This is a genomic window from Pantoea sp. S62 (assembly GCF_016658625.1).
Taxonomy (GTDB): Bacteria; Pseudomonadota; Gammaproteobacteria; order Enterobacterales; family Enterobacteriaceae; genus Pantoea; species Pantoea vagans.
Genome location: NZ_JACVVI010000023.1, coordinates 1 through 21,009 on the forward strand (window position 1 = coordinate 1; position 21,009 = coordinate 21,009).

A 21,009-nucleotide genomic window follows, 5' to 3' on the forward strand; every position below is an offset into this window, starting at 1 on the left:
CGACCCCCACCATGTCAAGGTGGTGCTCTAACCAACTGAGCTAAGAGCGCAACATGCTGTCAGGGCGACAGCGGGGACGAATATTAACGGCAGCGCAGAAGCCTGGCAAGGGGAAAATAGTTTTTTCGCCATGACTGAGCAGCAACTGTGCTAACCGTCGTTTTTTTCGTCATTGCGGGCTATAAATAGCCCGCTTTTACAGTTATCGCGCCGCGCGCGCCAGGATGATTTCCGCAGATGCCCGCTGTAAGCGTCTGATGCGCCAGAGCATCATGACCGCCGCTGAGGTCAGACCGATAATAAAGCCGCACCAGAAGCCCGCTGGTCCCATCCGGGGCACCAGCCAGTCGGTCAGCGCCAGCAGATACCCGGCGGGCAGTCCCAGCAGCCAGTAAGCGATAAAGGTAATAAAGAAAATGGACCTTGTGTCTTTATAGCCGCGCAGGATCCCGCTGCCAATCACCTGTATCGAGTCCGAGAATTGATAAATCGCTGCCAGCAGCATCAGTTGCGCCGCCAGTGTGACCACTTCGGGGTTGTCGTTATAGAGCAGGGCAATCTGATGACGAAACGTCACGGTAAAAATCGCGGTCAGCGCTGCCATGCTGATGCCCACACCCTGGGCGGTCCAGGCGGCGACTCTTGCCTGCTCGGTAGAGCCCTGGCCCAGACGATAGCCGACACGGATGGTGGTCGCCACACCCAGCGACAGCGGCATCACAAACATCAGTGAACTGAAGTTCAGCGCAATCTGGTGGCCAGCCACGTCAACGATGCCCAGTGGCGACACCAGCAGAGCCACAACGGCAAACAGCGTGACTTCAAAGAACAACGCCAGTGCTACCGGCAATCCCAGCGTCATTAAGCGGCTCAGAATCGGACGCGAAGGCGGCGACCAACGACTCTCCATCCGGATATCGCGCATGCTGCCCATCCGGCGTACCCATAAGCGCATGCAGATAAACATCACCCAGTAGACCGATGCCGTTGCCACGCCGCAGCCGACGCCACCCAACGCGGGCATGCCGAAGTGGCCGTAGATAAAGACATAGTTCAGCGGGATGTTAAACATCAGGCCCAGAAAGCCCAGCACCATGCCGGGTTTGGTTTTCGACAGCCCCTCGCACTGATTTCGCAGCACCTGAAAGAAGAGATAGCCTGGCGCGCCGAACAGCAGGGCATGCAGATAGCCCTCGGCTTTAAGCGCCAGCGCGGGATCGATGTCATGCATCGCCCGGATAAGATAACCGGCGTGCCACAGCAGCACCATAATCAGCAGCGAGACAAAAAAGGCGAGCCAGTAGCCCTGGCGGATCTGTTCGCCGATGCGTTCGCGGCGGCCTGAACCGTTGAGTTGCGCAACGGTGGGCGTCAATGCAAGCAGAAGACCATGACCAAACAGGATGGCAGGAAGCCAGACAGAGGTGCCGACAGCAACGGCGGCCATATCCGTGGCGCTGACTGCGCCGGCCATAATGGTATCCACAAATCCCATTGCGGTTTGGGCCACCTGAGCAAGGATGACCGGAATCGCAAGGGCCAGCAATTGACGCGCTTCTGTTAAATACTTCTGCACGTTAACACCTGACTTATTAAATGAATTAAAAGGGCAGAAAGCCCGGGGAATAGCGCGAACCAGTGTAACCGGGGTAACAGAATTCGCCAATCTTTGTCACACAATGCGTTTTGAACCCCATTAATGGGGTGAGGTGGGGTGAAATCTATCAGCCGACCGGAGCTGTGATAAACTAGCGTAAACTTCGCAGAGGCAAAGACTATGTTTACCGGTATTGTACAGGGCACCGCAGAAATCGTGTCCATTGAAGAAAAAGAACTGTTTCGTACCCACACTGTCCGACTGCCAGAAGAGCTCCTGCCAGGACTGGCGCTGGGCGCATCCGTAGCCCATAACGGGTGCTGCCTGACCGTGACGGCAATAGAAGGTGACCGCGTCAGTTTTGATTTAATTAAAGAGACATTGCGCGTGACTAACCTTGGCGATTTACGCCAGGGCGATGTGGTGAATATTGAGCGTGCAGCGAAATTCAGCGACGAAATAGGCGGTCATCTGATGTCAGGTCATATTATGACCACCGCTGAAATCTGCAGGATTATCCAGTCAGAACACAATCGCGAAGTCTGGTTTAAAATCCAGGATCCGATGCAGATGAAATATATTCTGCATAAAGGTTTCGTCGGCATCGACGGTATCAGTCTGACGGTAGGTGATGTGACGAAGACCAAATTCTGCGTCTATCTGATTCCGGAAACGCTGGAGCGCACGACTCTGGGCGCGAAGACCTTTGGCGACCGGGTCAACATTGAGATCGATCCGCATACACAGGCAATCGTAGAGACCGTTGAGCGGGTGTTAGCCCAGCGCGATGCCGCGGCGGCAATGAGTATGCTGACCGGGCAGCCTGCCTCCGAGAGTTAATAAAGGGCGTGTAAGCGCCTTTGAGAGTAGTGATAGGATCTGAACTGTTTTGCTGTTTTACCGAGCCATCACAGGGAACAGGGTCAGATCGGAAAGACGCAAAATCTGCCATCCATGGCACGCTCGGCCCGCGCGATTACGCACCTCATCCCTGAGGTGCGCCCGTTGCCGGGCCAACGCGTTGCGTTGTTCAAAAACGCTCCCGGCGTTTTTGTCACAGGCGCGGGACGCTTTCCTCTTCTGACCCTGTTCCCTGCGCGTTGAGCTTATTCGTTGCTGTGAGATTCAATATGATTTGGCATTCGCAGCGTTTGCATGACAGAGCACTACCGCGCCACCCGTAATCCACCCTCAACACCGCGACTGAACACAATCTGCCACAGCTGAATATCACGCGCGCGGAAGGCACCCGCACAGGCATTGAGATAATAGGAGAACATCCGCTTAAAGCGTTCGCCATAGTTATCGGCCAGCTCCGGCCAGGCCTGCAAAAAGCGCTCATGCCAGGCCATCAGCGTTTTGTCGTAATCGGCCCCAAAGTTATGCCAGTCTTCCAGAATAAAATGCGGCTCGCTGGCATCCGCCACGTGACGCACTGAAGGCAGGCAGCCGTTGGGGAAGATATATTTGTCGATCCAGGGATCGACGCTCATATCGGTTTTAATCGCGCCAATGGTGTGAAGCAGAAAAATTCCGTCAGGCTTTAAATTACGATCAACCACATCAAAATAGGTGGCGTAATTCTTCGGCCCGACATGCTCGAACATGCCTACTGAAACGATGCGATCAAACTGCTCATTCAGATCGCGATAATCCTGCAACAGAATCGTGACGTCTAATCCGCTACAGCGCTGCTGCGCCAGTTTCTGTTGTTCGGCGGAAATCGTGACGCCATGCACGTTGACGCCATAATGACGTGCGGCAAATTCCGCGAGTCCGCCCCAGCCACAGCCGATATCCAGCAGCGACATTCCGGGTTCCAGCGCTAATTTACGGCAAATCATATCCAGCTTGGCTTCCTGCGCCGTCGCCAGGGTCGTAGCTTCTTTCCAGTAGCCACAGGAATATTGCATATAGGGGTCGAGCATCAGTGAAAAGAGATCGTTACCCAGGTCGTAATGCTCTTTACCGACAATCCAGGCCCGCTTTTTTGACTGCAGATTGGTTAAGCGGGCAGCGGCAATGCGCAGCGTATCTTTAAAGTGATGCGGGAGTTGCTGATCGAGTTTATGTTTCAGCACCTGATGGAAGAAAATATCCAGCCGATCGCACTCCCACCATCCATCCATATAGCTCTCACCGAGCCCAAGCGATCCCTCCTGCAGAACACGCTTAAAAAAGCCGGGATGATTAATATGAATATCCCAGGGACGTGAACCATTAATTTCAATATCCGCTTTTTCCAGCATCTCGTGGACGATGCGATACCAATGGTTTTCTTCAGGGCTCACTGCTTCTGCATAAGATGAACTCATAGCTTTTCCACCACCTGTCCAATCTGAACCTGAACAAAGAGTAGTCAATTTCGTCAGGCATTGAGAAACGGTACGGATGACTCCGCACACCGGTTGACTGTGTGATACAGAGGACTGGACTAGCCTGCAGCAGGTCGGTCTGGGTAAGAATAACGCGCGCGAATACCGTCCCGGCAACAGGGTGCCAATCAGATTATTACGTTATTATATTGTTGATTTATTACAGATTTGTTGACCCGGATGAGTATATGCTCACGCGGGTCAATATTCAATGACTTATTGTTAGGAGGCTAACGAAAAAGTCAGTGTGTCAGTGATTATCCTGGCAGGCAGGTTGCGCGGAGGCAACAACAGTTTGTGCGCTTGCGGTACGCTGTATGACGTAACCCACCAGCGCCAGCAGAATCGTCACCGTCATCATCAGCGTAGTGGTAAACAGTGCATGTGTTAATCCGGCAGAGACTGCCAGGCTTGCAGCGAAGCAGAGTCCTAGCTGTAAAGTGTTCTGCAATGCGGCCGCTTTACCGGTGGCGTGCGGGAAGGGCGTCAGCGCACTGGAAACCACGATTGGATAGATCGCACCGTTAGCCAGCGCCATACCGCAGAACGGCACCATCAGGCTCACCAGCGTGCTGCCGCCTGACAGCGCGACGGCAAACAGCGCCAGAATGCTCAGGCTGTAAATGCCCAGCAGCCACGGTAACAGCTGAGCGCCATTAAAGCGGTTAAGAAGGGCACGACAGCTGAATCCACCAATCAAAAAGGCGAGCGTCTGGGGCACATAACTCAGACCGATATCGGCGGGTGAAAGGCCCAGATCCGCCAGAATAAACGGCGAGCCGGTCAGCCAGGCAAAAAAACTGGCTGAACAGGCGGAGTAGACCAGCACGTTGCCGCTGTAAACCCGTGATTTCAGCAGAGTGAAAAAGCCAGGCTGGGCTCCTTTCTCGCGTGCTTCCTGGCGTACGGTGGGCAGGCGCAGCGTGGTCAGAATCAACGCCACCGCAATCAGCGTCAGCACCAGGAAAATCGAACGCCAGTGGAAATGGCCGATGAGCCAGGCACCCAGCAACGGGGCCAGCGCCGGGGAGAGCGCAACCAGCGGCATAATCGTGGCAAAGACTTTGTTAGCGCGCGCGGCAGGATAGCGATCCACTACCAGTGCCTGCCAGCTCACGGCCGCAGCACAGACGCCAATCGCCTGCACAAAGCGCAGCGCCAGCATCAGAGTGATATCATTCACCCACAGCATGCCCGCACAGCCGATGCCAAACATGGCCAGTCCGGCCAGCAGCACCGGTTTACGTCCAATGCGATCGGAAAGCGGTCCCCAGAAGAGCTGCCCACAGGCGAAACCCGCCAGAAAGAGACTCATACTGGCGCTGATCAGGCCCGGCGAGGTATTAAACGTTTGCTGCATCGCACCAAAGGCGGGCAGGTACATATCTGTGGCTAAAAAGCCGAGCATGCTCAGCAGGGCAAGATAGGGCATAAATCCTTTATTAGACAGCATCTCATTCTCATTTTTGCAGGATAAACGCGGCAGAGTGTAAAAGGTGCGTTTGCCGCTGTGAAACGGTAATATTTGCCGATTGCTGTTAAAATTTTTGAAGGCAGATTATGTGGTCAGAATATGCATTAGAGGTCGTTGACGCGGTCGCCCGCGGGGGCAGCTTCAGCGCCGCTGCTCAGGAGCTGCATCGGGTGCCCTCTGCCATCAGCTACACGGTGCGTCAGCTGGAGAACTGGCTGGCAGTGCCGCTGTTCGAACGCCAGCATCGCGAAGTGGTGCTGACACCAGCAGGCGAACATTTTGTCCGGGAAGGGCGCAGCGTCATCAAAAAAATGCTTGCCACCCGGCGGCAGTGTCAGCAACTGGCCAATGGCTGGCGCGGGCAGCTCAGCATTGCCGTTGACCGCATCGCCAAACCTCAGCGCACCCGGCAGCTTGTTAAAGATTTTTATCGCCACTTTCCCGATATGGAACTGATCATCAGCTATGAAGTTTTTAACGGCGTCTGGGATGCACTGGCCGACGGTCGGGTGGAAGTTGCGATTGGGGCCACCCAGGCGATTCCGGTAGGCGGACGGTTTGCATTTCGCGATATGGGTACGCTCAACTGGCGCTGCGTGGTCGCGCCCGATCATCCTCTGACTCAGGCGAACCAGATCGATGATGACACGCTGCGTAGCTGGCCGTCACTGGTGCTGGAAGATACATCACGCGCACTGCCGCGTCGTATGACATGGACGCTGGATAACCAGCGCAGGCTGGTGGTGCCGGAGTGGCAAACCGGACTGGAGTGCGTGCAGGCAGGCTTGTGTGTGGCGATGGTGCCGGGTCATATGGCCAGACCACTGCTCGACAGCGGCGAGCTGGTCGAACTGACGCTGCCGGTGGCATTTCCGGATAGCCCCTGTTGCGTCAGCTGGGCAGAAGATCGCGCATCACCGGCGACAGGCTGGTTGCTCAGCTATCTGGGTGATGCGCAAACGCTTAATCAGGAGTGGTTAAGCGAGGATTAGCGGCGATAGTCGCGGAACGGACCATCTGCCACTGAACGGCGCTCAATCAGCGTCGGATGGACTTCAATCGTTTGTGACACTTCGCGCTTACTGGTGATGCGGTCAAGCAGCATATCCAGCGCTTTCTCACCCAGCTGGGCTTTTGGCTGATGCACCGTGGTCAGGGCAGGGGCGAAATAGCGGGCGTTGCGCACATTGTCATAGCCGATGACCGAAATATCCTGCGGCACGCGCAGACCCATCTCGTCGGCGGCGCAAATGGCCCCCATCGCCATGATATCACCGCCGCAGAACACCGCCGTCGGGCGCTGCTTCTGCGACAGGATCTGCTGCATCGCCTGATAGCCCGACTCCGGCTCAAAGTCACCCTGTACAATCCACTCGGCACGCGGCTGAATACCCGCTTCTTCCAGTGCCTTTAGGAAACCGGCATGGCGTCCGCCGCCGGTGTTACGCTCCATCTGACCGGGGATAGCACCAATATCACGGTGTCCGCGTTCAATCAGATAGCGTCCCGCCAGATAGCCGCCCTGGAAAGCATTATCCAGCACCGTGTCAGTAAAGTCGGCGCGCGATTCGCCCCAGTCCATCACCACCATCGGGATATTGCGGTTCTCTTCCAGCATCTGCAGCAGATCGTCCGGATACTCAGAGCACATCACCAGCAGACCATCGACGCGCTTCTGCGCCATCATGCTGAGGTAAGCGCGCTGTTTTTGCAGATCGTTATGCGCATTACCCAGAATCAGCGTATAGCCTTTGTCAAAACAGTGGTTTTCAACCGCTTCAATAATTTCAGCGAAATAGGGCGCTTCGCTGGAGGTGGCAAGCAGGCCCAGCGTTTTGGTGTGGTTTACTTTCAGGCTGCGCGCCACAGCACTTGGCGAGTAGTGCAGTTCCTTAATTGCCTGCCAGACCGCCTCGCGTGTTTCTTCAGCGACAAAGCGGGTTTTATTGATGACGTGCGAAACGGTGGTCGTTGAGACGCCGGCGCGTTTCGCCACATCTTTAATTGTTGCCATGAAAATCGGACTCCAGTGCTTACCTAACTCTATGATAAGCGTAATGTTAAACGTTTGCGTCTGCTCAGGGTTTTTTCCGCAAAAATGCGGCTTTTCTGGCCGGTTAACAGGCGGCTGGCGGAGAAAAAACGCCTGAAAAGATGCGCAAACGGAATCAGGGTTGCGCGCGTTGCGCAACAAAGGCGGGATTCTAACAAGGCTGAACGGATAAAACGAGATTTTTACCGGACCCTGTGGGAAAATGCTATATCCCTGCAAAGCGTGTGACTAAGGAGCAAGCAATGAGTACCGATTTGAAACTGGCTTTGATGACCACTGTCGGCTGTCTGCTGATGATTGTGGCCTTTAGTTTTACTGCCATTCTGCACTAATAAAAAAAGCCGGGATTATCCCGGCTTTTTTCTGACTGTTCTGCTGCTCAGCGTATCGTTTTCGGCGTCATCACCCGACGGGCACCAATATAGTGGCGCTGCCAGTAATCTTCCCCTAATGCACTGATCTGAATATCTTTGCCGGTACGTGGCGACTGAATAAACTTGCCATCGCCCAAATAAACGCCGACGTGGTCCGCTGTGCCGCGGCCATTAATACGGAAGAAGACCAGATCGCCTTTCTCCAGCGACTCACGCTTGATCGGCGCGGCGTCACGCAGGTGATACATCTCGTTAGCGGTACGCGGGATCTTAAATTTCACCAGGTCTTTATAGGCATACCAGACCAGACCGCTGCAATCGAAACCGGTATGTGGAGAGGTGCCGCCCCACTGATAGGGTTTACCCAACTGCCCCATCAGCTTGGTCATTGCGGTCTCACGCGCCTTCTGATAGCGCTGGCGGTGGGATTTGCTCATTTTAATCGTGCCTGGCTCGCGGGTGGTGACCTCAGCGGTTTTCAGCTGGCGCTGATGCCCATAGCGTTTCTTCTCTTTATTTTTTTCTTTGCTTTTGCTGATACGGGCGGTTTTGAGCGAGGTCTTCTTAGCAGGCGTCTGTTTAGCAGTGAGTTCGACTTTTTTTTGTTTTTTCGTTTTAAGTTTTTGGTCAGGGCTGAGACGAGTTTTTTTCGTCACCGTTTTTACCGGGCGACGCTTGCGGCGTTCATCGTCGCGCGCACTCTTTTTCTCTGCTTTATGCGTATTGACGTTCACCGGCGCGTGAGGCGACGCAGCGGCGATGTTGAAAAACAGTTGCGCAAAGGCCAGCATAAAAAGCGTAATGATTAAACGCATAGTCCATTAATTAGTTAAGTTGTCAGGGCCACTACGCACCGCGACAAAGTTGAGATTAATCTGATCCAGGATCAGTGCCCAGGCCATTCTAGTCCAGTTCGCTTAAAAACTGTAATGCCTTTTAATGTTAATCTTTGCAGCCCACGTGATTGCACTGAAAATGAACATTTTCAGCATGTTATACCAACGGAATTATTACGAATTATTAAACTGTTACCAGCTGTTAATACCTGAAGTTAAATGTCCTGCGCACGGGACTTAACAATGATGGTCATTTAATCGGGCAGGGAGCAAAATCTCATTTTCAGTCACGCTGTGAAGTCGCTACAATAAACAAACACGAAGTAACGAATTAAGGAAGGCAATTATGAGTACTGTAGAAAAAATTCAGCGCCAGATCGCAGAAAACCCGATCCTGCTGTACATGAAAGGTTCCCCGAAACTGCCAAGCTGCGGTTTCTCTGCACAGGCGGTGCAGGCGCTGTCAGCCTGCGGTGAGCGTTTTGCTTACGTGGATATTCTGCAGAACCCGGACATTCGTGCTGAGCTGCCGAAATACGCTAACTGGCCGACCTTCCCGCAGCTATGGGTGGATGGTGAACTGGTTGGTGGATGCGACATCATCGTCGAGATGTTACAGCGTGGTGAACTGCAGTCGCTGATCAAAGAGACCGCAGAAAAATTTAAAGAAGCAGAATAAAAAAAGGCCGACATTATGTCGGCCTCTTTCATTGTGGCATCCCTTATGCGGATGTCGTGGCGTCTGCGTCGCCCCCGGCGAAGGGCAGAGGCCAGCCACCTAACCGTTTCCAGCGGTTCACCAGCTCGCAGAACAGTGTCGCCGTCTGCTGAGTGTCATAGAGCGCTGAATGCGCCTGCGTACTGTCAAACTCCATTCCCGCCGCAATACAGGCTTTCGCCAGCACCGTCTGACCCAGCACCAGTCCGCTCAGCGCTGCGGTATCAAAGGTGGCAAACGGGTGAAACGGATTGCGCTTCAGGCTGGCACGTTCTGCTGCCGCTGACATAAAGTTCAGATCAAACGTGGCATTGTGCGCCACCATAATGGCGCGATTGCAGCCGCTATCTTTAATGCCCTTGCGCACCATTTTGAAAATGGCGTGCAGCGCCTCATATTCACTCACCGCGCCGCGCAGCGGATTACTCGGATCGATACCGGTAAAGGCCAGCGCTTCCGGATGCAGCAGCGAGCCGACAAAGGGTTCGACGTTGAAATGCAGCGTCTGGTCAATCTGAATCCATCCCTCTTCATCCATTTTCAGCGTGATAGCGGCAATCTCCAGTAACGCATCGGTTTGCGCGTTGAAACCAGCGGTTTCAACGTCGATCACCACCGGATAGAAGCCACGGAAACGTTGATTGAGTGCATTAGGGGAATTCGATTCAGACATCAGGATCTCGTTGCAGAAAAAGGGCAGCGCGTATTATGGCAAAAAACGGGGACGGGTGCAGCAGATGAAGCGCAGAGAAAGGGATTCAGCCCACCGGGTCAGGCGGGCTGAGGGGCAGGTTTAGTTGCCCAGGCCGTTACCGGCATCTTTGTTTTCGATCAGCTCAATTTTGTAGCCATCGGGATCTTCAACAAAGGCAATAATGGTGGAGCCGCCTTTAACCGGGCCCGCTTCACGGGTCACATTGCCGCCATCTTTGCGGATACGTTCGCAGGCTGCTGCTGCGTCATCGACGCCCAGCGCGATGTGACCATAAGCATCGCCGAGGTCATATTTATCAACGCCCCAGTTGTAGGTCAGCTCGATCACCGCACCTTCGCTTTCGTCGGTGTAGCCTACGAACGCCAGGGTATATTTATATTCGGTGTTTTCGCTCTGACGCAGCACGCGCATGCCCAGCACACGGGTGTAGAAATCGATTGAACGTTGCAGATCGCCAACGCGCAGCATGGTATGAAGTAAACGCATAACATCCTCTTTTAAATAAAACGCCATCGCCGGATGACCCAGGCGCTAAGTATAGCGACGAAAATCGCCATTGAATAATGGCTGCCGTCATCGTCCCGGACGGCAGCCCAAACAGATTACAGTGTCGGGTAGTCGATATAACCTTCCGCGCCGCCGCCGTAGAAGCTTTCCGGGCGCTGTGGGTTAAGTGGGGCATCCTGCTGCAGACGCTCAACCAGATCCGGGTTAGCAATGTAATCACGACCAAATGCAACCGCATCGATCAGACCGCGACCAATCAGATCATCCGCTTTCTCAACGGTGTAAGCACCGGCACCAATGATGGCGCCCGGGAAGAGATCGCGCACTTTCTGACGGAAGGCGTCGGTGTAAGGCTTGCCGCCGGCCCAGTCTGGTTCAGAGAGGTGCAGATAGGCGATGTTGCGTTTTGCCAGCTCACCGATGTACCACAGCGCCGCTTCTTCTTCATCCGGACCGTTGTCCAGATTCTGGAAGCTGCCGATAGGCGAGACGCGGATACCAATGCGATCGGCTGACCAGTTGGCGATCACCGCATCGACCACTTCCAGCGCAAAGCGACCGCGTTTTTCGATGCTGCCACCATATTCGTCGGTACGCTGGTTTGAACCCGGTGACAGGAACTGGTGCATCAGGTAGCCGTGCGCGGAGTGCAGCTCGAGCAGGTCGAAGTCTGCTTCACGTGCATTCGCCGCAGCCTGACCAAAATCGGCCACGATCTGCTGGATCTCCGGCACCGTCAGTTCGCGCGGTACAGAGGTGTCTTCGCGATAGACGCTGCCATCTTCAGCACGCAGTGACGTACGCGTACCCGCAGCAATGGCGGATGGCGCTACCGGTGCTTTGCCTTCCGGCTGCACGCTATTATGCGAGATACGACCGGTGTGCCATAACTGTACGGCGGTATGACCGCCTGCCTGATGGACACCTTCGTTAATCACTTTCCACGCGGCAATCTGTGGCTGCGTATGTAAGCCTGGCGCACCGGCATAGCCTTTTGCCTGGAAAGAGATCTGGGTTGCTTCGGTGATAATCAGACCGGCGCTGGCGCGCTGACGGTAATACTCCGCCATCATCGGGGTAGGGATGTCGCCTGGCTCAATACTGCGCAGACGGGTCAGCGGTGCCATAAATACGCGGTTTGGGACAGTAATTGCGCCGACTTTCAGCGGACGAAACAGCTGGGTACTCGCCATAATAGCTCCTGATTAGTAGACCAGTCGTCTACAAACACGTTTTTTAAAAATCAGTGGCTTTCAAGCCACTGTTCGATGGTACTCAGTGCCAGACGCAGTGGCTGCGCCTCGCGGGAAATTTTGCTCTGCAGACTGGCGCCCAGCCATAACAGCGACAGCAACTCTGCCATCTGCGCCGGAGGCTGCGGCAGGCTCAGCGACTCCTGCAGCTCTGCGGCAATCAGCGTCCGGGCATAGAGCGCGGTAATCTTTCCTGCACCCTGCTGCAGTGCGTCTCGCATCGGCTCTGAAAGATCGCAGACCTCAGCAGAAACTTTCACGCCCAGACAACCGACAATGTGTCCCTGCTGCACAAACAGCTCAACCGCAGCACGAAAATGATTTAGCAGACGTTCACGCGGTGTGCCGTCTGTCTGGTTGAGCTGTAACTCAACATCCTGCAGATAACGCGCAAAGTAGCGTTCCAGTAACGCCACGCCAAACGCCTCTTTAGAGCGGAAATAGTAGTAGAAGGAGCCTTTCGGCACCGCCGCCTGCGTCAGCAGTTCGCTGAGGCCCATTCCGGTAAAGCCGCGTTGCAGACAGAGCTGTTCACCTGTCTGGAGCAGGTGTTCGCGGGTTTCATTGCGTTGTAGCGTCTTATTCATGGCAGAGAGAGTAGTAGACCGGTTGGTCTAATGCAACGCTGCACCGTGCATTTGGCACAGAGTGTTAACTCACCCGTGAGAGAAAAGGATAATTCTGACGGGGCAAAGCTTAATTCCTGTGCATCCAGGCTACGCTTTTTACTGGACTGTTTATTCTGTTAATCCGGAGTCATGGTGGCCGAGCAGCTTGAGTTTTTCCCGGTTCCCAGCCCCTGTCGCGGCATCTGCCAGACCGATGCACGTGGCTACTGCCTGGGATGTTTACGCAGCCGCGATGAGCGGTTCAACTGGCTGCGCTTCAGCGATGCGCAAAAGCGGGAAGTCATTCGTCTCTGTCAGCAGCGTCGTCTGCGCCTGCAGCGGCAGCAGAAAGGCGAAGAGCCACCCGAGCCACAACAGCCGGAGTTATTCTGACGACTTTCCGCTTTCCGTTATACTCTCTGACACATTAATTACAGCCAACGCGCAACAGGGAGAACGTCATGTTAGAACCGCAGGCCATCGCTTTACAGGGCCCCGATTTTTCACCGCTGGTTATGGGGTACTGGCGTCTGATGGAGTGGGGCATGTCGCCGCAGGAGCGGGTTGCGTTTATTGAGCACCATCTGAGGCTCGGCATTACCACCGTTGATCATGCGGACATTTACGGCGACTACCAGTGTGAGGCGGCCTTTGGCGAGGCGCTGAAGCTGGCTCCCGGACTGCGCGATCAGCTTCAGATTGTGACCAAGTGCGGCATTGCCACCCGCGCCCGACCTGAACATCAGATTGGCCACTACATTACCGACAAAAATCATATCCTGCAGAGTGCTGAAAACTCGCTGCGCCATTTCCACACCGATCGTCTTGACCTGCTGCTGATCCATCGTCCCGATCCGCTGATGGCGGCTGACGAAGTGGCTGAAGCCTTTATGGCACTTCATCAAAGCGGCAAGGTGCTGAATTTTGGCGTCTCGAATTTCACACCATCCCAGTTTTCACTGCTGCAATCCCGTCTGCCGTTCTCGCTGGTCACGAATCAGCTGGAGATTTCACCCGTGCAGCAAAGCGTGCTGCTGGATGGATCGCTGGATCAGTGCCAGCAACTGCGCATTCGTCCGATGGCCTGGTCCTGTCTCGGCGGCGGACGTCTGTTCAACGATCCTCACTTCCAGCCCCTGCGTAATGAACTGGAGGTGGTGCGGCAGGAAACCGGTGCCACCAGTCTGGAGCAGGTGGTCTATGCCTGGATACTGATGCTGCCGTCGCGGCCTCTGCCGATCATCGGCTCAGGCAAAGCGGCGCGCGTTAGCGAAGCCGCCGGGGCACTGGATTTATCCCTGTCGCGGCAGCAGTGGTTCCGTATTCGCAAAGCGGCGCTGGGATTTGATGTGCCCTGAAGCGTAAAACTGCGTCAATCTTCGGCAAAATAGTGCAACAGCGACCAGACTTATCTCAAACCCTGGGATACAAATGGAGTCAACATGAAAATGAAAGCAGTTGCGCTTTTTGCGCTGATCGCCTGCGGCTCAGCACAGGCTGCCAGCGAGCAGGTTACGATCCATCAGGTTACCGCTGAAGGGATTGGCAAATCGCTGGGCACCGTTAAGATTGACGAGACCCAGTATGGTCTGCAGTTTACGCCGGACCTGCAGGGACTGAAGCCGGGCATTCACGGTTTTCATGTCCATGCTAAAGGCAGCTGTGAACCGGGTGAATCTGAGGGGAAAGTGGTCGCCGCCGGTGCGGCTGGCGGTCACCTGGATCCGGCTAACAGCGGCAAACATCTGGGGCCGTATGCTGAAGGTCACCTGGGCGACCTGCCCGCGATCTATGTTGATGAGAAAGGCAGTGCCACCTATCCGGTGCTGGCGCCACGGCTGAAGTCGTTAAAAGAGATCAAAGGCAAAGCGCTGATGGTGCATGCTGGCGGAGATAATCATGCCGATCATCCTGCACCGCTGGGCGGCGGCGGGGCACGTTATGCCTGCGGCGTTATCTGAATTTCCGGGCGGCAGGCAATAGCCGCCCTTTTTATCCCGCCTGTTTATGAATTGTTATACCATCCCCGTCATTTCCCCCCTATGATATTGATTCAGGTAAGAAAGCGTGATGAGGAAAGGAGCGGGAAAATGAAATTCAAGGGTGCATTACTGCTGTGTCTGCTGCTGGTGGGATGCGATAAACCCAATGATACGCAACTGGTCACTGAAACCGGACGGGAGCTTCAGCGCACCATTGATACCAGCAAGATGCGTGTCACCTGTGAAAAGCTCGCCAAAGGTCGTGAATGGCTCAGTCGGAACATGGTGCGCAAGCTGGAAGCGCAGGGGTGCGATCAGGTTTTTCGCAGCGCCACTGAAACCAATTTCACTGACACCACAATTTATCGCCGCACCATGACCATGGTGTGCGGTGGCATTCACGGTCAGAGTTTTACCGGCACCGAACTGACGCGTCGCTTTATCTTCTCACCTGATGAGAAAGCGCTGGTGATTGAACCGATGACCGAGATGGATAAAACCCGCTTCGAGGGCCATAAAACGCTGCAACAGCTGCAGGATGATTTTAACCGTCAACAGCAGCAGTATTGCCAGTAATCACTCCGGCACAGCCTGCTTCAGCTGTGCCAGCGAACAGCGTAATCGCCAGATAATCCCTGCCAGTTCGCTGGCCTCATTGTTTTCCAGCGCCAGTAACGCGGTAATGGTCGCTTCCAGTTCCGTCAGCATCTGTTCCAGCGAACTGTGTCGTACGCCGCGGCTGCTGATAATCTGCTGTAAATTTTGCAGGCTGTTATCGCGAAATGCCATCAGCGTTGCTGAACCGGCGCGCCATTCACGCAGCTGCCAGACGATATGCGAACAGTTGAGCAGCACCACGCCCCAGCGCAGAAGCCAGACGCGCGCCTGCTCATCCCGGCTATGGCTGAGCTGGCTGATGCGATGATAAATCTGCGATTCAAAGCGGCTCTCGCTGAGCCGGGGTCGTTGCCGCAGCTGATCGAGAAACGCCAGCCGCAGTGCCCGGATATGCCGCCGGCTGCGCCGCGCATCGGAGCTGGGCCGCAGGATCTGAAACGCCAGCCAGGCGAGCAGCACTCCGCAGACTTTGGCGATGTTATCGTTAAAAAAGTCCTGATAATCCCACGTGGGCGGGTTAGTCACCGCGATAAACGAGCCCATAAAGACGATGAACTGCCCCCACATCCCGGCGCGCTGTTTCTGCTGCAGCTTGAAGAGTTGCAGCGTCACCAGCAACGGAAACAGAAACAGTAAAAACGGCCATAGCTGACCGATCTGCACCATCAGGCCAAACTTCATCACAAAACTAAATGCAAACAGCCACAGCAGCGTTTTCAGCAGCAGCGTGACGCTGCCCCCGGGTGAAGGGGCAGAGGCATAAAGCACGCAGGCAATGGCGGTCAGGGTGAGCGCCGAGGCCCCGGAAGACCATTGCGTATTAATCCAGAAGGCGCAGCCCAGTACGATCACGCAGAAGGTGCGCAGGGCGCTCCAGCCCGCTTCGGCACTGTCACTGTCACGCGCCAGCGCCGGAACCGGCGGTGGCTGAAAGCGGGTATCGGCATCGGCGCGATCCAGCAGACGGATCCAGCGCAGCACGTTGAGGTACATCCAGCAGAAGTAGCGCAGCCGCTGACAAAAGGCGCGCTGCCGGTAGTCGCCATCCGCTGCGGGTGTCACGCTGCGCAGGATTTGCGCCAGACGATATTTATCACACGCCGGTTTTGCCAGCTCCGCCAGCAGTTGCTGCAGCGCCTCAAACAGCGCCTCTGGCGCGTCAGGCCAGTTGAGCAGCATGCGGCGCAGGCTGGAGAGCACGCTGGTAAGTCGCAGCTGCTGGTGCAGCACATAGTTCAGGACGTTGTTCTGTCGGCGAAAACGGTAGTGGCTCCAGAACGCCTGAATGCGCAGCAGGTTCATGGTGAGGATCTGGCTGATGACGTTTTCATGTGCGGTGCGAATGGTATCGCTGGCCGAGGGCTGCAGCAGTAATACCGCATGTTCCAGCAATCGCGCATGCATCTGTTTCAGGGAGGTAATCAGCGTTTCGCCATCGGAGGTGCTCGGCAGCACCATCATCATCAAACCGGCGCACAGAATACCGGAGATCACCTCACAGACGCGAGCCTGGGCGATCGTCCACAGCGAGGTGATATCAGTGATGTTGACGCTGCTGAAGGCAATAATAGCGGCGGTGTAACCCGCCAGCGAAAAGGCATAGGCGACATTGTTCTGGTAGTGGTTTGCAATGCCGGTGCAGAGCGCCAGCCAGCCGGCAATCGCAAAGGTAAACAGCCAGGGCTCATTCAGAGTATGTCCGGCAATCAGCAGCGCGGCGGTGGCCCCGAGCAGACTGCCGACGATGCGGCCCAGACTTTTACCGATCGCGCCGCCCACGGTAGGAAAGCTGATCACGGCGGCGGAGGTCATCGCCCAGTAAGGCTCATCAAGATCCAGACCATAGGCGATGCTCAGCGCCAGACACATCGCGATAGCATTACGCAACGCATAGCGCCACTGACCGCCGTTCGCCTTAATCCAGGGCAGTTGATCCCAGGCCAGCCACTGAACATTCATGGCTGGATGGTGATGGTGCAGCTGGTGCCCGCAACCAGACTGGCATCAGCCGGGAGCGGATCGAGACGAATGCGCACCGGCACCCGCTGCGCCAGCCGCACCCAGGGCACGTTGGGTTTGATATCGGGCACCAGACCGCTGTCGGTCTCAATGCTCTGGTCATAAATAGCGCGGCCAATGCTATCCACCTGGCCCTGCAGCCGCATGCCATTGCTGTAAAGCACCACCTGAGCCGCCGCACCAGCGTGAATATGGCGCAGCTTGGTCTCTTCAAAATAGCCTAAGACGTAATAAGAGTGGCTGTCGACCAGCGCAAACAGGGGCGACCCCGCTGTCGCATAGTTGCCGGGACGAAGCGTCAGATTCGTGATCCAGCCATCTGTCGGTGCGGTCAGCGTCGTCTGCTGCAGATTCCAGCGCGCCCGCTCCAGCTCCGCCTGTGCGGCTTTGGCACTGGCGGCGGCGGCTTCCGCGCTTAAGCGTGCCGCATCCAGATCCTCGGCGGAGATGATGTTACGCGGCAGGCTGCTGCGCCGGTGATATTCATGCTGCGCTTTCGCCAGGTCCGCCTGCGCTTTGCTGAGCTGAGCGGCAGCGTTGTCGAGTGCAATCTGCCATGGCACCGGGTCCAGTGTTAACAGCAGCTGGCCCTGATGCACGAACTGATTGTCTCTGACCTTCAGTTGCGTAATCCGGCCCGACACCTGAGGCGTAATATCCACCAGTTCTGCCCGCACTTTTCCGTCACGCGTCCAGGGCGACTGCATGTAGTAGTTCCACAGCCAGCCACCGGCCAGCAGCGCCAGCGCAAACACAATCAGCGTTGAAAAGTATTTTACCGCGTTAAATTTCATATCGATTATCCGTGACCGATGAGCCAGAGTGCGGCGGTAACGCACAGCACAAACAGGGAGAGATCAAACAGGGTGGGATGCCAGACGTCGCCGGAGTAGATCCAGCCGCGCACCAGCGGGTGAATCAGCAGCCAGAAAAAGAAGCCGAGCAGCACCGCTTTGAATATCGGCGGGAAAAAAAGCGAGGCACCCACGACCAGATCGGTTAGCGGTTTAGCACCTGAAAAAGCAGGAGTGAGCACGTGATAACATCCTTCGTTAACCCAGACGGCAGACTGAACGCGCTGCCGCGTAATCGTAGCCTGGTCCGGGATTTGTAATTTGTCCTGTAAACTCGCAGAATAGTGTAAAATCTGGCTTGATAGCTAGCAAGCTAATTATAAGGAGATGAAATGGATACGCCCCTCGGAACGGATTTATCTCGCCTGGTGCGCATCTGGCGCGCGTTGATTGATCAGCGGCTCAAGCCGCTTGAGCTGACTCAGACTCACTGGGTGACGTTGCACAATATTCATCAACTGCCGCCCGAACAGTCGCAGATTCAGTTAGCCAAGGCGATTGGTATTGAACAGCCTTCGCTGGTGCGGACGCTGGATCAACTGGAAGAGAAAGGATTGATTACCCGTTCGACCTGCGCCAACGATCGTCGCGCCAAGCGCATTAAGCTGACGCAGCAGGCGGAGCCGATTATCGAACAGGTTGAGAGTGTGATTGATGAGACGCGGGATGACATTCTGTCCGGCATCAGTCGGGAAGAGATTAGTCAGATGGTGACGCTGATCGCCCGGCTTGAGAAAAACATTCTCGAACTTCAGCACAAAGAGAAATAAAAAAACCGACGCCCGGGCGTCGGTTTTTTGTTTTGCAGCCTTAGCGAGGTGAAACCGTCACCTGGCTGCCGTTGGACGCCATGACAACACGCTGGCCAACGGAGTAACGCGAGGCGGCCTGTTTCTGAACCACCATGATGGTGTTGCCATCATCCTTACGGATTTCCAGCTCAACGCCATCGGTTTTATTGATTGCGCCCTGAACACCCTGGCCTGCTACGCCACCCAGAACCGCACCACCGGCTGTTGCCAGGCTACGTCCGGTGCCGCCACCAATGGTATTACCCAGGAAGCCACCCAGCACCGCACCACCGATTGCACCGATGACGTTGCTTTCATCACCGCCCTGGATTTTCACCGGACGCACAGAGACTAACGTACCGTACGACACGCTCTGCACCTGCTTGGCTTCACTGGCACTGTAGGTGTCACCCGACAGCGTACTGGTATTGCTACAACCTGCCAGCATCGCACCGGCCAGAGCGACCACAATTACACGCTTAATCATTTGAAACTCCTTTAGTCGAGAAGGCGCCACGTTTATCGCTATATCCTGCACACAGTATAAGACACAAAACTGGCAAATTAATCCCTGTCCGAATAAAACACGGTTGGACGAAGCATAGACTATGTAAGATCAACAATAATTCAATCGTCGTTTAAAAATAGTCCCGTAACGTTACTGGTCAGCACGATCGGATAAAAAGAATTTAATCATAGAATTAGCGATCATTATTTGTCAGGCTAACCGCAGATGAATCGCACTTCCCGCCGGAAGTAAGGAATGGTTATGAAATCAGGACGCTATATCGGGGTAATGTCAGGCACCAGCCTGGATGGCGTGGATGTGGTGCTGGCCGCCATTGATGAGAATATGGTGGCGCAGCAGGCGAGTTACTGCCATCCGATGCCACCTGCGCTGCGTCAGGCCATTCTGGCGATTTGCCAGGGTCAGTCCCTGACCCTGTCACAGCTCGGTCAGCTTGATACCCGCCTCGGCCAGCTCTTCGCTGAAGCCGTCGTGACATTAATGAAGCGCGAATCGTTGGAGGCCAGCGATATCACGGCGATTGGCTGTCATGGTCAGACCGTCTGGCATGAGCCCCAGAGTGACGCGCCAAATACGCTGCAGATTGGTGACAATAACCAGATCGTCGCGGCAACCGGCGTCACCGTGGTGGGCGATTTTCGCCGCCGTGACATGGCGCTGGGCGGGCAGGGCGCGCCGCTGGTGCCTGCTTTTCATCAGGCGCTGCTGATGGATGCCGCAGAACGCCGCATGGTGCTGAATATTGGTGGCATCGCCAATCTCTCGCTGCTGATCCCGGGACAGGCGGTGCGCGGCTTCGATACCGGTCCCGGCAATATGCTGATGGACGCCTGGATATGGCGCAATCAGGGTCAGCCTTATGACAAAGATGCGCAGTGGGCGCGCAGCGGCTCGGTGATCCCGGCTCTGCTGGAGGCGCTGTTGCGCGAACCCTGGTTTGCGTTGCCGCCGCCGAAGAGCACCGGGCGCGAACACTTCAATCTGGGCTGGCTGGAGCAGCATCTGCGCTATTTCCCGGGTCTGGCACCGCAGGATGTGCAGGCCACGCTGGTGGAGCTGACCGCCATCACCATTACACAGCAGGTGTTACTCAATGATGGCTGCGATCGTCTGCTGGTGTGTGGCGGTGGCAGTCGCAATCCGCTGCTGATGGCGCGGCTGGCAGCACACCTTCCGGGAACGGAAGTGGCGACCACCGATGCGGCGGGTATCAGTGGTGATGACATGGAGGCGCTGGCGTTTGCCTGGCTGGCGTTCCGTACGCTCTCCGGTCTGCCGGGCAATCTGCCTGCGGTGACGGGCGCACGAGAGAAAAGCGTGATAGGCGCAATTTATCCGGCCAATTCCCTCTACCGGCGTTAAGCGGGGGATTGCGGGGGCCAGTTTGCCCCCGCAGGCGAGCAGGCGGCCGTCAGGCGGCGCCGGAGAGATGCGTCAGATTACGAACCCCGGTAATCACCGTGGCTACCATGGTTTCACGTCGGGTAATGACCTCAACCTGATAAAACCGGCTGCGGTATGCGATGGAATAGATGATGGGATGGTACTTATTACCTTCTCCGTAGCGGGCGTAGTGCGCTTCGAGCGCACGGGTCGCTGCCAGAATATGGGAGGGTTCTTTATCACCGCGGATGATTTGCTTCATTCAGTTCCTCAAATGCTGTCCCTGGAGTCACGTCGCACGCATGGCGCGTAGCGCTGGCCTA

The 21,009-nt window shown here is 55.6% G+C and carries 24 protein-coding genes; 10 read left to right on the plus strand and 14 right to left on the minus strand.

Features of this window, described 5'->3' with window-relative positions; genetic code table 11:
- Window positions 1–202: 202 nt before the first annotated feature.
- Window positions 203–1,576, minus strand: a complete 1,374-nt coding sequence (locus IBT54_RS22715; RefSeq protein WP_201253136.1) for an MATE family efflux transporter — start codon at window positions 1,574–1,576, stop codon at window positions 203–205.
- A 201-nt stretch (window positions 1,577–1,777) separates the two neighbouring features.
- On the opposite strand from IBT54_RS22715, the gene IBT54_RS22720 reads away from it, so the two are divergent.
- Window positions 1,778–2,437 (plus strand): riboflavin synthase subunit alpha, encoded by a 660-nt coding sequence (locus IBT54_RS22720; RefSeq protein WP_107319619.1) that lies wholly within the window; start codon window positions 1,778–1,780, stop codon window positions 2,435–2,437.
- 326 nt (window positions 2,438–2,763) lie between these two features.
- On the opposite strand, the gene cfa is transcribed toward IBT54_RS22720, so the two are convergent.
- On the minus strand, window positions 2,764–3,912 hold the full coding sequence (gene cfa, locus IBT54_RS22725) for a cyclopropane fatty acyl phospholipid synthase (RefSeq protein WP_033782942.1): 1,149 nt from the start codon (window positions 3,910–3,912) through the stop codon (window positions 2,764–2,766).
- 310 nt (window positions 3,913–4,222) lie between these two features.
- Entirely contained in the window at window positions 4,223–5,425 is a 1,203-nt protein-coding gene (gene punC, locus IBT54_RS22730; protein WP_201253137.1) for a purine nucleoside transporter PunC, read from the minus strand.
- 107 nt (window positions 5,426–5,532) lie between these two features.
- Between punC and punR the strand changes: the two genes are divergently transcribed.
- Complete coding sequence (gene punR / locus IBT54_RS22735; RefSeq protein ID WP_201253138.1) at window positions 5,533–6,438, plus strand: DNA-binding transcriptional activator PunR; 906 nt, start codon at window positions 5,533–5,535, stop codon at window positions 6,436–6,438.
- Here punR and purR read toward each other — a convergent pair.
- Complete coding sequence (gene purR, locus IBT54_RS22740; protein WP_013357708.1) at window positions 6,435–7,460, minus strand: HTH-type transcriptional repressor PurR; 1,026 nt, start codon at window positions 7,458–7,460, stop codon at window positions 6,435–6,437. The two genes, punR and purR, sit on opposite strands and share 4 nt — an antisense overlap.
- A 281-nt stretch (window positions 7,461–7,741) precedes the next feature.
- On the opposite strand from purR, the gene IBT54_RS22745 reads away from it, so the two are divergent.
- Window positions 7,742–7,831 carry a YnhF family membrane protein gene (locus IBT54_RS22745; protein ID WP_095707274.1) on the plus strand — a complete coding sequence of 30 codons (90 nt, stop codon included), beginning with the start codon at window positions 7,742–7,744 and terminating at the stop codon, window positions 7,829–7,831.
- A 47-nt stretch (window positions 7,832–7,878) separates the two neighbouring features.
- Here IBT54_RS22745 and IBT54_RS22750 read toward each other — a convergent pair whose 3' ends face one another.
- On the minus strand, window positions 7,879–8,688 hold the full coding sequence (locus IBT54_RS22750; protein ID WP_013357710.1) for a C40 family peptidase: 810 nt from the start codon (window positions 8,686–8,688) through the stop codon (window positions 7,879–7,881).
- Window positions 8,689–9,052: 364 nt separating this feature from the next.
- Between IBT54_RS22750 and IBT54_RS22755 the strand changes: the two genes are divergently transcribed.
- Window positions 9,053–9,388 (plus strand): Grx4 family monothiol glutaredoxin, encoded by a 336-nt coding sequence (locus IBT54_RS22755; protein ID WP_179291196.1) that lies wholly within the window; start codon window positions 9,053–9,055, stop codon window positions 9,386–9,388.
- Window positions 9,389–9,431: 43 nt separating this feature from the next.
- On the opposite strand, the gene rnt is transcribed toward IBT54_RS22755, so the two are convergent.
- The 4 genes from rnt to IBT54_RS22775 all read right to left on the minus strand — a co-directional run bounded on the left by rnt (window position 9,432) and on the right by IBT54_RS22775 (window position 12,489).
- Entirely contained in the window at window positions 9,432–10,100 is a 669-nt protein-coding gene (gene rnt, locus IBT54_RS22760) for a ribonuclease T (RefSeq protein ID WP_013357711.1), read from the minus strand.
- 120 nt (window positions 10,101–10,220) lie between these two features.
- Window positions 10,221–10,628, minus strand: a complete 408-nt coding sequence (gene gloA / locus IBT54_RS22765; protein ID WP_010245580.1) for a lactoylglutathione lyase — start codon at window positions 10,626–10,628, stop codon at window positions 10,221–10,223.
- Between the two features lie 116 nt (window positions 10,629–10,744).
- The gene (locus IBT54_RS22770; RefSeq protein ID WP_201253139.1) at window positions 10,745–11,842 is read right to left on the minus strand and encodes an alkene reductase; all 1,098 of its coding nucleotides are present in this window, start codon (window positions 11,840–11,842) and stop codon (window positions 10,745–10,747) included.
- Window positions 11,843–11,892: 50 nt separating this feature from the next.
- Complete coding sequence (locus IBT54_RS22775) at window positions 11,893–12,489, minus strand: TetR/AcrR family transcriptional regulator (RefSeq protein ID WP_107319622.1); 597 nt, start codon at window positions 12,487–12,489, stop codon at window positions 11,893–11,895.
- A 174-nt stretch (window positions 12,490–12,663) separates the two neighbouring features.
- Between IBT54_RS22775 and IBT54_RS22780 the strand changes: the two genes are divergently transcribed.
- From IBT54_RS22780 to IBT54_RS22795, 4 genes are all read left to right on the plus strand, one after another.
- Complete coding sequence (locus tag IBT54_RS22780) at window positions 12,664–12,903, plus strand: DUF1289 domain-containing protein (protein WP_107320176.1); 240 nt, start codon at window positions 12,664–12,666, stop codon at window positions 12,901–12,903.
- 68 nt (window positions 12,904–12,971) lie between these two features.
- Window positions 12,972–13,868, plus strand: a complete 897-nt coding sequence (locus tag IBT54_RS22785) for an aldo/keto reductase family oxidoreductase (RefSeq protein WP_013357716.1) — start codon at window positions 12,972–12,974, stop codon at window positions 13,866–13,868.
- 84 nt (window positions 13,869–13,952) lie between these two features.
- A complete protein-coding gene (sodC, locus tag IBT54_RS22790) occupies window positions 13,953–14,471 on the plus strand; it encodes a superoxide dismutase family protein (protein WP_013357717.1) in 519 nt (172 codons plus the stop codon).
- 129 nt (window positions 14,472–14,600) lie between these two features.
- On the plus strand, window positions 14,601–15,068 hold the full coding sequence (locus IBT54_RS22795) for a hypothetical protein (protein ID WP_201253140.1): 468 nt from the start codon (window positions 14,601–14,603) through the stop codon (window positions 15,066–15,068).
- Here IBT54_RS22795 and IBT54_RS22800 read toward each other — a convergent pair whose 3' ends face one another.
- From IBT54_RS22800 to IBT54_RS22810, 3 genes are read right to left on the minus strand one after another with little or no spacing between them, the layout of a single operon-like run.
- On the minus strand, window positions 15,069–17,069 hold the full coding sequence (locus tag IBT54_RS22800) for an FUSC family protein (RefSeq protein ID WP_095707269.1): 2,001 nt from the start codon (window positions 17,067–17,069) through the stop codon (window positions 15,069–15,071).
- A complete protein-coding gene (locus IBT54_RS22805; protein WP_201253141.1) occupies window positions 17,066–17,923 on the minus strand; it encodes an HlyD family secretion protein in 858 nt (285 codons plus the stop codon). The genes IBT54_RS22800 and IBT54_RS22805 overlap by 4 nt, the downstream gene beginning before the upstream one ends.
- 5 nt (window positions 17,924–17,928) lie before the next feature.
- Window positions 17,929–18,165: a DUF1656 domain-containing protein gene (locus IBT54_RS22810; RefSeq protein WP_013357721.1), complete on the minus strand. Its 237-nt coding sequence runs from the start codon at window positions 18,163–18,165 to the stop codon at window positions 17,929–17,931.
- 150 nt (window positions 18,166–18,315) lie between these two features.
- Between IBT54_RS22810 and slyA the strand changes: the two genes are divergently transcribed.
- On the plus strand, window positions 18,316–18,753 hold the full coding sequence (slyA, locus tag IBT54_RS22815; RefSeq protein ID WP_010245551.1) for a transcriptional regulator SlyA: 438 nt from the start codon (window positions 18,316–18,318) through the stop codon (window positions 18,751–18,753).
- Window positions 18,754–18,793: 40 nt separating this feature from the next.
- On the opposite strand, the gene slyB is transcribed toward slyA, so the two are convergent.
- A complete protein-coding gene (gene slyB, locus IBT54_RS22820) occupies window positions 18,794–19,261 on the minus strand; it encodes an outer membrane lipoprotein SlyB (protein ID WP_013357722.1) in 468 nt (155 codons plus the stop codon).
- A gap of 282 nt (window positions 19,262–19,543) precedes the next feature.
- On the opposite strand from slyB, the gene anmK reads away from it, so the two are divergent.
- Window positions 19,544–20,665 carry an anhydro-N-acetylmuramic acid kinase gene (gene anmK / locus IBT54_RS22825; RefSeq protein WP_110331854.1) on the plus strand — a complete coding sequence of 374 codons (1,122 nt, stop codon included), beginning with the start codon at window positions 19,544–19,546 and terminating at the stop codon, window positions 20,663–20,665.
- 49 nt (window positions 20,666–20,714) lie between these two features.
- Here the strand turns inward: anmK and IBT54_RS22830 are convergent, their stop codons facing one another.
- Entirely contained in the window at window positions 20,715–20,948 is a 234-nt protein-coding gene (locus IBT54_RS22830; RefSeq protein WP_013357724.1) for a DUF4060 family protein, read from the minus strand.
- Between the last annotated feature and the right edge of the window lie 61 nt (window positions 20,949–21,009).